Origin of the sequence: Haloprofundus marisrubri (genome assembly GCF_001469955.1) — an archaeon.
In the GTDB taxonomy this organism is placed as follows: Archaea; Halobacteriota; Halobacteria; order Halobacteriales; family Haloferacaceae; genus Haloprofundus; species Haloprofundus marisrubri.
On sequence record NZ_LOPU01000040.1, the window covers coordinates 104,242 to 115,900 of the forward strand.

8 protein-coding genes are annotated in these 11,659 nt (G+C 61.1%); 3 read left to right on the plus strand and 5 right to left on the minus strand.

The window, feature by feature from the left end:
• Positions 1 to 625 precede the first annotated feature (625 nt).
• Complete coding sequence (gene purB, locus AUR64_RS19190; protein WP_058583585.1) at positions 626 to 1,960, minus strand: adenylosuccinate lyase; 1,335 nt, start codon at positions 1,958 to 1,960, stop codon at positions 626 to 628.
• A gap of 73 nt (positions 1,961 to 2,033) precedes the next feature.
• Complete coding sequence (locus AUR64_RS19195) at positions 2,034 to 3,227, minus strand: MFS transporter (RefSeq protein ID WP_058583586.1); 1,194 nt, start codon at positions 3,225 to 3,227, stop codon at positions 2,034 to 2,036.
• A 515-nt stretch (positions 3,228 to 3,742) separates the two neighbouring features.
• On the opposite strand from AUR64_RS19195, the gene AUR64_RS19200 reads away from it, so the two are divergent.
• The gene (locus AUR64_RS19200) at positions 3,743 to 4,474 is read left to right on the plus strand and encodes a sugar phosphate isomerase/epimerase family protein (RefSeq protein ID WP_058583587.1); all 732 of its coding nucleotides are present in this window, start codon (positions 3,743 to 3,745) and stop codon (positions 4,472 to 4,474) included.
• A 57-nt stretch (positions 4,475 to 4,531) separates the two neighbouring features.
• Here AUR64_RS19200 and AUR64_RS19205 read toward each other — a convergent pair whose 3' ends face one another.
• Positions 4,532 to 6,787 carry an NADP-dependent malic enzyme gene (locus AUR64_RS19205; RefSeq protein ID WP_058583588.1) on the minus strand — a complete coding sequence of 752 codons (2,256 nt, stop codon included), beginning with the start codon at positions 6,785 to 6,787 and terminating at the stop codon, positions 4,532 to 4,534.
• 180 nt (positions 6,788 to 6,967) lie between these two features.
• On the opposite strand from AUR64_RS19205, the gene AUR64_RS19210 reads away from it, so the two are divergent.
• Positions 6,968 to 7,720, plus strand: coding sequence for a ThuA domain-containing protein (locus AUR64_RS19210; RefSeq protein ID WP_058583589.1), 753 nt, complete (start codon positions 6,968 to 6,970; stop codon positions 7,718 to 7,720).
• Positions 7,721 to 7,810: 90 nt separating this feature from the next.
• Complete coding sequence (locus AUR64_RS19215; RefSeq protein ID WP_058583590.1) at positions 7,811 to 9,766, plus strand: archaea-specific SMC-related protein; 1,956 nt, start codon at positions 7,811 to 7,813, stop codon at positions 9,764 to 9,766.
• A gap of 42 nt (positions 9,767 to 9,808) precedes the next feature.
• On the opposite strand, the gene rdfA is transcribed toward AUR64_RS19215, so the two are convergent.
• Positions 9,809 to 10,471, minus strand: a complete 663-nt coding sequence (rdfA, locus tag AUR64_RS19220) for a rod-determining factor RdfA (protein WP_058583591.1) — start codon at positions 10,469 to 10,471, stop codon at positions 9,809 to 9,811.
• 353 nt (positions 10,472 to 10,824) lie between these two features.
• On the minus strand, positions 10,825 to 11,589 hold the full coding sequence (locus AUR64_RS19225) for an IclR family transcriptional regulator (RefSeq protein WP_058583592.1): 765 nt from the start codon (positions 11,587 to 11,589) through the stop codon (positions 10,825 to 10,827).
• Positions 11,590 to 11,659 lie beyond the last annotated feature (70 nt).

Genomic DNA, 11,659 nt, shown 5'->3' on the forward strand with positions numbered 1-11,659 from the left:
GATGCAGAACAGAATGTGATGGTCTGTAATTACTTTACCTCGGTTTCCAGTTCTACGACATTGCACATGGCACTCGTTAACGTAAGTTACACAGCACTCCCGATGTGCCACGTGATACATACTAACATTACTGGAGTGTACACACCGGTCTCAAACCCGATTTTAGTTTACTCTCGTTGTAGTGAAATAGTGACAAATGCGTTCTCAGACGCCCTAATGCCCGGTCCGTGAAGTTGCTCTGTGTACGACAGACCGAGCACGCTCTCAGATGCACCTGATAAACTCTGTTCCGTATCGTCGAACAATTGGTTTCTTGGAAGCGGTTCTCAGAAGGTCTATCAAGCGGTCTCGGCACGCAGTAACCACCGGACGACGTCGTGACGGTTATCCGAATTCTTTCGAACCCGGCGGATTTTGACACACACCATAACAAGCTTATTACTGTTATTCTGTCTCTGTGGACAATCTTACACGCCTCACCAGCCCGAACCATCTCACTTCGACTCAACGGCCTGATTCTCTAGTATGGACGAGCGACTGTGGAGCGTCCAGACAGACGGTTTCGCAGTGCGGAACGCCGTTTCTCTCCCCGAGACGACACGGGAGCGTACGTGCCGCTCGCCGCTTACTCTCGAAGCGTCCGGTCGACGAACGTCCCGGCGAGTCCGACGTAGTTCGTCGGGTCCGCTGCTGCTTCGAGTTCGTCGTCGGTCATCGCGTCCGTCACTCGTTCGTCGTCCCGCAGACACGCCAGCAGGTCCCGGTCGGTCTGAATCGCCTCCATCGCGTTCTCGTGGACGACGTCGTGGGCAGTCTGCCGACCGGTTTTCGACGCGAGCGCCATCATTATCGCCTCCGAGGCGATGAGCGACCCGTGGTGGTCGAGGTTCTCGCGCATACCTTCCGGATGGACATCGAGGTCGGTAAGCACCGCCTTGCAGTTTTCGAGCAGGCGGCCGAAGTACAGTCCCGAGTCGGGAACGACCGCGAACTCGACGTACCACGTCGTGAAATCGCGTTCGTCGTACGTCTCGGTCGCTTCCAGCATCGCCGTGGCGTTCGCCCGCAGGAGTTTCGCCAGCGCCCCGTTGAACTCCGACCGAACAGGGTTCCGTTTGTGCGGCATCGTGCTGCTGCCGACCTCGCCCTCGGGAACGTGTTCTGTGACCTCACCGAACTCGGGACGGTTGAGCAGCAGAATCTGGTGGGCGATTTTCGAGAGGCCGCTACCAATCTGTGCGAGCACCGAGAGGAACTCCGCGAATCGGTCGCGGGCGGCGAACCACGGCGTGTCCGGGACGACGAGGTCGAGTTCGGCCGCGAGGTTCTCCTGTACTTCTTCGCCGCCGTGGTCGAGCGACGCGAGCGTCCCCGTCGCGCCGAAGAACTCGACGACGAACGTCCGTTCGGCGGCGGCGTCGAGTCGGTCGATATGTCGCTCGACTTCTTCGAGCCAGACGGCCGCTTTCAGTCCGAACGTAATGGGCAGTGCGTGGACGAAGTGCGTCCGCCCCATCATCGGCGTGTCGCGGTGGTCGGCGGCGAGTTCGCGGAGCGCCGCACGGATATCGACCAGGTCGCTCCGATAGCGCTCGTACGCGTCCCGCAACTGGAGGACGACCGCGGTGTCGGAGATGTCCTGGCTCGTCGCCCCCCAGTGGATGTACTCGCCGGCGTCGTCGAACGACTCCTTCCAAGCGTCGATGATACTCATGGTAAACAAGCCAATCTCCTCGACGTTGGCTGCCACCTGCTCCATATCGAGATGTTCCAGCGACGCCCGCTCGGTTATCTCGGCCGCCGCCGACTCGGGGACGATTCCGGCGTCGGCTTGTGCGCGAGCCAGCGCAGCCTCGACGTCGAGAAAGCGCTGCAGGTAGCCCGTATCGCCGAATATTTCGCGCATCTCCGGTGTGCCGAACGCGCCCCGAAAGAGACCGCTCGTCTGATGAAAGTGCATTACGACCGCACTGTTCACGGCATTCGTAATGAACGTTTGTGTCGCATGTGTCGTTTGCGTCGGCCTGTGCGACTCACTCCGACGGCAGCGTCGCGTAGAGCAGCACCGAGACGACGGTCAACGCCGCGAGGAGGAAGAACGCCTCGTCGAACCGTCCGTAGTCACCGAACACGCCGACGACCACCGAACCCATCGATGCGAAACCCATGAACAGCGTCCTGGCGAGTCCCCACGAAGACCCACGGACGTCCTCGGGGAGTGCGGCGATAGTGAGCGCGTTGCTTATCGGGACTACTCCCTCACGGACACCGAGTGCGACAATCGCCAGCGCCAGCGGAACGACGTCGTCCAGAAAGGGGATGCTGACGAGCGGAACGATGCTCACCGCACACGTCGTGACGAGCGTCCGCTGCTCGCCGAACCGGTCAGCCAGTGTTCCAGCGAGCGGTTGGACGACCGCTGCGCTTGCGAACAGCATCCCGTAGAGGAGCGCGGCCTGTGCGGCGTCGAACCCCTTCTCTGCGACGAGGTAGAGCGGAAGAAACGCCGTAATCGCCTGGAAGCCGAAAATCATCAACGAGACTGCGGGCACGACGACTCTCGCCCGCGTCACGACGAGCGCTCTGACGACTGCTCGCCACTGCCCGACGGACAGCAGCGTTCGCGTGGACCCCGATGACTCGGTTCGTCGGGGCACCGCCCGCGCGAGACCGACTGCGACGAGGACGAACGGGGCGACGAAGACGAGAAACGACGGCCGCCACCCGGTGACTCCTGCGGCGGCGACGGCGACGAACGGTAGCAACGCCGCGCCGACGCTCCCCGAAGCCAGCGCGATACCGAACATCGCTCCGGAGCGTCGGGTGAACGTCCGCGACAACAACATCCCACGTGGCGGCCCGTACAGCCCCGTTGCGAGGCCGAACAGTCCGCACGCGACCAAGAAGAGTTCGTAGTTGATTGCTCCTGCGAGCACGACGAGACTCCCCCCGGCGAGACAGAGGCTGGTGACGAGCAACGTCCGCTCGTCGACGCGGTCGGCGACCATCCCGGCGGGGAACTGCATGATAGCGTACCCCGCCCAGACGACCGACACGGCGAATCCAGCGGCGGCGTTCGAGAGACCGAAATCGGCGCTAATCGTCGGCAACAACGCGGGGACGACGAAGCGCATCCCGAGCGTCAGAAACCATCCCGCGGAGACGGTGAGCAACACGCCAATCCCCGGGAGCCGGAGTGCTCGACGAACCGTCGAGACGGGTCGCACAGTCAGTCGCCTCCGTCCGTCGCGGTGGTCGAACTCACTTTCGAGGACGTTCCTGCGGTAGCCAGTGCGTTAACGAAGCGTTCCGGCCCGACACGTCCCCCCGCTCGTTCCACACGCCGGCGTCCCTGAAGCACTGCCCGGATACGACGTCGGTTTCGGTAGATACGATATCGGCCATTAGTCCTCGATTCTTGCCCGAACACATTAGTTCTTTGTACAGAAGTAACTCTCGTATTTCGTCCATCGGCGGGCTACAGGACGGGCATCGGCGTGGCTCGGCTTTTCATCGTTGGATTGGGGATTCGGGCTGGGCCGCCGATGCCAACGATGCTATCCACGCCGCCGGCAACTCTGTGCTGTTCGCTCGGTTCCGGGGTGGAAGAACACAGACTGGAAGACGCTGAACGGCGTGCGTGCGTTTATCTCTACCATCTATGCGGCCGCAGACGAGACGAGCTATCGGCAACTACTGGCCGTTCACCGACGTTTATAACCCAGAGGGCGGTAGTACGGATATGACATCGATTGGATTCCAACTGTACAGCCTTCACGGGGTCGACGACTCGCTTCCGACCGTCATCGAGCGTGTCGGTGAGACCGATTTCGAGGGTGTCGAACTCGCCGGTCTGGACGAACAAGACCCGAATACAATCGCCGAGGCGCTCGACACCGCCGGCCTCGAACTCGCCGGCGCACACGTCGGATTGGAGGAGTTAGAGGAGGACGTCGACACAGTCGCGGAAACGTACCGCGAACTCGGCTGTGAAGACGTCGTCGTGCCGTGGCTCGACCCAGAACAGTTCTCGTCCGTAGACGCGGTCGAATCGGTTGCCGAGCGACTGGAGGCCGTTTCGGCGGACCTCGAAAACCACGACCTCTCGCTACATTACCACAACCACAATCAGGAGTTCGTCGAACTCGGCGGCGAACCGGCGCTCTCGACGCTGATGGCGGAGACGGAGACCATCGGCTTCGAACTCGACCTCGGGTGGGTCGGGGCCGCCGGGTACGACCCGCTCCCGTATCTGGACGACCACAGCGACCGGGTAACCATCGTCCATCTCAAGGACTACGACGCCGAGACCGGCGACGTCGTCGAAGTCGGCGACGGCGACTTGGACGTCGAAGCGGCGGTCGAAGCCGTCCGCGGCCACGGTATCGAGTGGCTCGTCTACGAAGCCGAAGAGCGGCCCGACTCGTACGGAACGCTCGACCACGCGGCCGACGTCGTCGAGACGCACTGGTAGGGACGGCAGCGAGGTCACCCGTCCCCGAGACGACCCGACTTGTCTCTCGTGTCGGAGTCAGTCTTCTTGCGCGTCGACGACCGCGACCGCCGCGAGATTGACGATGTCGTTCACTTCATCGCCACGCTGTACCACGTGGACCGGTTTGTCCATGCCGACGAGCATCGGGCCGACGGCCTCGGCGTCGCCGAGTCGCTGGAGGAGTTTGTAACTGATGTTGCCCGCCTCCAGATTCGGGAAGACGAGGACGTTCGCGGGTTCCTCGAGGTCGGAGAACTCGTACGTCTCGGTGAGCATCTCCTCGACGAGCGCCGTGTCGGCCTGCATCTCACCGTCGACCGGGAAATCGACCGACGGGTCCGCGGTCAACTGTCGGGCTGCCTCACGTGGTTTCTGCGTTCCGTCGTTGTCGACGCTCCCGAAGTCCGAGTAGGAAAGAAACGCCACCCGTGGGTCGACGTTGAACTGGCGCGCGAGCGACGCCGTGTGCCGGGCGACTTCGGCGAGCACGTCGGCGCTCGGGTCGCGGTTGACCGTCGCGTCGGCACAGAAGACGACTCTGTCGTCGAACGCGAGCATGTAGACGCCGGCAGCGTACTCCGTATCGGGTTTCGTGCCGATGACCTGCAGGGGCGGGCGAAGTGCGCTGGGGTAGTGATGTGTGACCCCGGTGAGCATCGCGTCCGCGTCACCGGCGGCGACCATGACGCTCGCGAGATAGTTCGGGTCGGTTCGCACGAGTTCGGACGCCTCGCGGCGCGTCACACCCTTTCGTTGGCGCCGTCGGTAGAGTTGGTCTGCGTACTCGTCGAGTACGTCGTCGGTCGGGTCGACGACGGTCGGCTCGAACTCCAGTCCACGAGTCGAAACGACCGATTCGATGGCGTCTCTGTCGCCGACGAGCAGCGGTTTTGCGATACCCTCAGATTCGATTCGAGCGGCGGCCCGAATCATCTTCTCGTTGTCGCCCTCGGCGAGAACGACGCGCTTCGAGGCGCTCTGGGCTTTGTTGAGGATGACGCGGAGCATCTCCAGCGACTTCCCGACGCGCGCTTCGAGGCGCTCGTGGTACTCGGTCAGGTCTATCTCCCGGCGGGCGACCCCGCTTTTCATCGCCGCCTGTGCGACGGCCGAAGACACCTCGAACAGCACCCGCGTGTCGAGCGGTTTCGGGATGACGTAGTCGGGACCGAACTGGAGCGGTTGGTCGCCGTACGCCTTCACGACGGCGTCGGGCACGTCCTGACGGGCGAGTTCGGCGAGCGCCTCCGCGGCCGCACGCTTCATCTCCTCGTTGATTTCGGTCGCGCGCACGTCGAGCGCACCACGGAAGATGAACGGGAACCCGAGCACGTTGTTCACTTGGTTCGGGTAGTCGGAGCGTCCGGTCGCCATGATGACGGTGTCGTCGCGGGCGTTTTTGGCCGCCTCGTAGGTGATTTCCGGGTCGGGGTTCGCCATGGCGAAGATGATTGGGTCGTCGGCCATCGACCGAACCATCTCCGGGGAGACGATACCACCTGCCGAGAGGCCGACGAACACGTCGGCATCCTCCATCGCGTCGGCGACATCTCCCGCCGGGACGTCACGGGCGAACTCCCGATTGTACTCGTTGAGTTCTCCGGCCTCCGCCCGCTCGGTGGTGAGAATGCCGTCGATATCGCACATGACGATGTTCTCGGGTCGGACACCGAGTGAGACGTAGAACCGTGCCGTCGCCGTCGCCGCCGCGCCCGCACCGGCGAACGTGACACGAATCGAGTCGAGGTCTTTGTCGACGATATCGAGCGCGTTGAGAAGTGCAGCGCCGGAGATGATTGCGGTCCCGTGCTGGTCGTCGTGGAAGACGGGAATCGACATCTCCTCGCGGAGCCGCGACTCGATTTCGAAACACTCCGGTGCGCTGACATCTTCGAGGTTGATACCGCCGAACGTCGGTTCCATCGCACTCACGATACCGGTGAACTCGTCGACATCGTCGGCGTCGAGTTCGACGTCGAACACGTCGATGTCGGCGAATCGTTTGAACAACACGCCTTTGCCCTCCATGACGGGTTTCGAGGCCTGTCCGCCGATATCGCCTAATCCGAGAACGGCCGACCCGTCGGAGACGACACCGACGAGATTCCCCTTCGCCGTGTACTCGTACGCGCGGTCGGGGTCGTCAGCGATGTCCAGACACGGTGCGGCGACACCGGGCGAGTACGCCAGCGAGAGGTCACGCTGGGTGTTGGTCGACTTCGTCGTCGAGATTTCGATTTTTCCCGCCGGTTCTTCGCTGTGGTACTCCCGGGCGTCTTCTTCGAGTGTCATAGAGTGAGTACGCTTCCCGCGACTCATAAAAGTAGTCGACTGTCCATTCGGGAATGTTGTTTTGCGAACGTGGTACGGACTCGTACCGACCACGCACGTCGATTCGTGTTGACGGTAGTCTCGACGGGATAGTCACATCGCACCGATACATCCTTATCGACTGCACGAGACCAGTACCCTATGACAAGTCCAACAATCACGGTCTGGAACGAGTTCGTTCACGAACGCGATAGCGACGTCGTCGCGGATATCTACCCTGACGGTATCCACGCGGTCATCGCCGACGCCCTCGAAGAACACGGTTTCGAGACGCAAACGGCGACGCTGGACGAACCTGAACACGGACTCACCGAGGACGTGCTCGACGACACCGACGTGCTGACCTGGTGGGGTCACGCCGCTCACGACCAGGTCGACGACCACATCGTCGAACGCGTCAAAGAACGTGTACTCGACGGGATGGGGCTGCTCGTCCTGCACTCGGCACACTACTCGAAGATTTTCAAATCACTGATGGGGACGACGTGTTCGCTGAAGTGGCGCGAAGCCGCCGAGCGCGAACGACTCTGGATTGTCGAACCGAGCCACCCGATCGTCTCCGGCCTCGACGACGACTACATCGAACTGGAGGAAGCGGAGATGTACGGCGAACGCTTCGACGTGCCTGCCCCCGAGACGCTCGTGTTCAACAGTTGGTTCGAAGGCGGCGAAGTGTTCCGTTCGGGGTGCTGCTATCGCCGCGGCGCGGGCAAAGTGTTCTACTTCCGTCCCGGCCACGAGACGTACCCCGTCTACCACGACGAAAGTATCCAGCAAGTCCTCGCAAACGCCTGCGAGTGGGCCGCAGCCGGCGAGAACCAGCCGTCACCCACCTACGGTAACGCCGACCCGATAGAGGATATCGACACGAGCGACGACCGTACGGTTCACTGAGGGGCCAGCGTCCCCCGACCCGTGTGGGACCGATGCCCGGAATCGCGAGGGCTAACAATTTTTATATACCACCCACACAGAATATTAGCTATGTCATCGAAAGTTACCACGGACGAATCCGCACGATTCGTGGTGAAAAACGTCGGCGGTATTGACGAAACAACCGTCGAACTTCCGCCAGGCATCACGGTTCTCGCGGGCCGCAACGCGACGAACCGAACGTCGTTTCTGCAGGCTATCATGGCGACGATGGGAAGCGAACGGGTTTCGTTGAAAGGCGACGCCGACGAGGGCCACGTCGAACTCGAACTCGGCGACGAACTGTACACTCGGACGCTGACTCGAACTGGTGGCGGCGTGAGCACGAGCGGTGACCCGTTCCTTGACGACGACGCCGACGTCGCCGACCTCTTCGCGTTCCTTCTCGGCAACAACGAGGCACGGCGAGCGGTCACGCAGAACGTCGACCTCCGAGAGATTATCATGCGACCGGTCGACACCGACGCGATACACCGAAACATCTCGGAGTTGGAAACCGAGAAATCACGACTCGACGACCGAATCGACGAACTGCAGGCGTTGAAGCGCGACCTGCCGGAACTGGAGACCGAACGGACACGACTGCGAGAGGAACTCGACGCCAAACGAGAGGAACTGGCGGCGAAGGAAGCCGAAATCGACGACCACAGCTCCGATGTCGACGAGTCGCGCGAGGAGAAACGCGAACTCGAAGCGAAGCTCGACGAGCTCCGTGACCGCCGCGCCGCCCTCGAGACGGTTCGCTCCGATATCGACCTCGAACAGGAGAGTATCGAGTCGTTGACGCGCGAACAGCGCGAACTCGAAGACGAACTCGCCGACCTCGACGACGACACCGACGAGACAGACGGAAACATCGACCACCGAATCGACCAACTCCGTGAGCGCAAACAGCGCCTCAGCAGCGAAGTCAGCGAACTGCAGAACGTTCTGAAGTTCAACGAGGAGATGCTCGAAGACGGTGCAGTCACGGCGACGCTGTCGTCGGAGAACGACTCCGGGGTGGACTCCGGAGCAGTCACCGACAAACTCGTCGACGACGACACAGTCGTCTGTTGGACCTGTGGGTCGAACGTCGACAGAGAGAACATCGAAGGCACGCTCGACCAACTGCGCGCGCTCCGGAAAGAGAAACTCTCGACGGTGCGCGACATCGAAGACGACCTCAGCGAACTCCGAGCGCAGAAAAAGAAACGAGAGAAGAAACGAAAGCGGGCGGAGACGCTTCGAGCGAAGCGCCGACGCGTCGAAGACGAACTGGACCGCCGCGAGGAGACGCTCTCGGAGAAACGCGAGAAACGCGACGAACTCGGCGAGGAAGTCGAAGCGCTCGAAGAGACGGTCGACAGTCTCGAATCGGAGGACTTCGGCGAGATACTCGACCTCCACAAGGAGGCGAACGAACTCGAATTCGAACTCAGACGACTGGAGTCTTCACTCGAATCCGTCGAATCGGACATCACCGACATCGAAGAAGAACTCGCCGAGGAGCGTCGTCTCGACGACGAACGCGAACGCATCGCCGACGAACTCACCGACCTCCGAACCCGAATCGAGCAGATAGAGACGCAGGCGATTTCGGAGTTCAACGAGCACATGGACGCCGTACTCGGCATCTTGGAGTACGCGAACATCGAACGAATCTGGATCGAACGCGTCGAGCGTCGCGTCCGTGAGGGTCGACGTAAAGTCGATAAAGCGGCGTTCGAGCTACACATCGTCCGCAGCACCGAGTCGGGAACGACCTACGAGGACACCGTCGACCACCTCAGCGAGTCCGAACAGGAGGTGACCGGCCTCATCTTCGCGCTGGCGGGTTATCTCGTCCACGACCTTTACGAGACGGTTCCGTTCATGCTGCTTGACTCGCTGGAGGCTATCGACTCCGACAGAATCGCTCGTCTCGTCGACTACCTCTCCGACTACGCGGAGTTCCTCGTTGTCGCGTTGCTCCCGGAGGACGCACAAGCAATCGAGAACGAGGACGCTCGCGTCTCCGAAATCTGAATCGCTGTCTCGGAATTTTTGATCGCTGACGGACCGCACTCCTCAGTTCGACTCGCTCGTTTCTTCGGTATCACGCCGGGACTCGCAGTCGCATCCACCGCGTTCGAGCAGTTCGTCGACGGCGTACTGCGCGCCGCACTCTTCACAGAGTACGTTCATCTCGACGAACAGGCGGAACTCGCCGAGGGTGATGTGGTCGTTCGCTCGTAACTGGTCGAGGTTGCCCTCGGTCACTGTCGCCGTGCGCGAGCGGAGACGCTGGATGCTCTGAGTCGTGTTCTCCATTCTCTCGGCGTCGCTCGTTCCTTTGTACTCCGCCCCACGATATTTTTTGAGATACGAGCGTATCGCTTGGTGCGTGACGAAATCACGTTCGAGTCTGTCGATATCGACACCGTCACGTTCGAGTCTGACCCGCGCCTCTGTCCGCATCCCGCTGCTCACATCGTCGTCAGTCAACAGACGGTAGACGTTCTCGACTTCACCGTCCAACATCGACGCTCCGGCCTCCCTCAGCGCGGCGTCGAGTACACGTCGATTGAAGAGGTCCGCCAAGTCCCGAAGGCTTTGCCGCTCTTCACCCTCGCCTGTCCAGAGTCGCTCTAGTCGGTCACCGAATTCGGGTCCGAGGTCGTACGCCTCGATAACGCGTGCGACCTTACTGTTGGGTCGATTAGAATCGTCGCCCGTCTTCTCGGAGTCCATCTGTACTCGTCCTTGGCGAGTCGGTGGTTTAACGGTACGGGTTAGTCAGAGCAGAATAACAGTTCTAGTAGTGTTATGAATAAGCTCATAACTCGAACTACGCGCATGCAGAAACTGCCTCTCGTGGACTCATAACTTCATCTCGTTTCTCAATGAGAAACATAGTAGCGCATAGAGTAGTAACCCGACGAAACGCGACTCATCTCTTGCAGCGCTATTCGTCTTTCTCCGACCTACTGTTGGTGTTTTCGTGAGGTTCGACGTTCCCGAACTTGAATCGAACCCCAAGCGGTGCATCGAATTCGTGCACTTCTGAAGCCGACATCGACCAGTCTGTTCGCTATCGAGAAACACTACCGACGAAGGAGCGTCACCTCGATGGCGTTCGCGGTACTGACGACCAACCCCGCGAGGTCCTCTTCGAGCTTCTTCCCACTCATCTGGTCGATACTTCCAGAGACGCTTATCGCGCCGACCGGTCGTCCGGACGCCGTCACGGGTGCGGCGACACACTGGACCGACGGGAGGTGTTCTCCTCGCTCGAACGCCAGTCCTCGGTCCCGAACCGACCGGAGTTCCCGACGAAGCGCCTGTTCGTCGGTGATGGTTTTCTCCGTCAGCGACGGGAGGCCTCGACGGTCGAGAACTGTCTCTACTTCCTCGTCGGAGAACTGCGAGAGAATCGCCTTCCCGCCTGCGGTGGCGTGTAGATAGACGCGCCCGCCGACGGGAGGGAGGTAGCTCGACGTCTCGAACTGCTCGCCCGCGCGATACGCGTAGACGCCGTATCCGTGCTCTGCGACCATCAGATTCGTCACCGAACCGGCGGTTCGAGAGAGGTTCTCTATCGCCGGTTTCGCTATCGACACGAGTTCCGAGCGGTTTCGGACGCGATTACCGACACCCAGAAACCGAAATCCGAGCCGGTAGGTTCCCTCGTCTCTGACCACGTAGTCCAGCGATTCGAGCGTCGTGAGGTGTTTGTGGACGGAACTCTTCGAGAGACCGATTTCCTCGGCGAGTTCGGTGACACCCGCAGTACCTCGCTGTTCGAGGGCTTCGACGATTCTGAACGTCGTCCGAACCGACCCGACCGGATAGCGTTCGTCGTTGCTCATACCTGTTCCAGTCGGAGAGGCTACATAGTGTTTCTTCTTGAGAAACGATTTCTCCCTCTTCTTCGTTGGA

Coding starts and splice junctions, on each gene's coding strand:
- AUR64_RS19200 (WP_058583587.1), top strand. CDS start 3,743: ATGACATCGATTGGATTCCAACTGTACAGCCTTCACGGGGTCGACGAC.
- purB (WP_058583585.1), bottom strand. CDS start 1,960: ATGCACTTTCATCAGACGAGCGGTCTCTTTCGGGGCGCGTTCGGCACA.
- AUR64_RS19225 (WP_058583592.1), bottom strand. CDS start 11,589: ATGAGCAACGACGAACGCTATCCGGTCGGGTCGGTTCGGACGACGTTC.
- AUR64_RS19215 (WP_058583590.1), top strand. CDS start 7,811: ATGTCATCGAAAGTTACCACGGACGAATCCGCACGATTCGTGGTGAAA.
- AUR64_RS19205 (WP_058583588.1), bottom strand. CDS start 6,787: ATGACACTCGAAGAAGACGCCCGGGAGTACCACAGCGAAGAACCGGCG.
- rdfA (WP_058583591.1), bottom strand. CDS start 10,471: ATGGACTCCGAGAAGACGGGCGACGATTCTAATCGACCCAACAGTAAG.
- AUR64_RS19210 (WP_058583589.1), top strand. CDS start 6,968: ATGACAAGTCCAACAATCACGGTCTGGAACGAGTTCGTTCACGAACGC.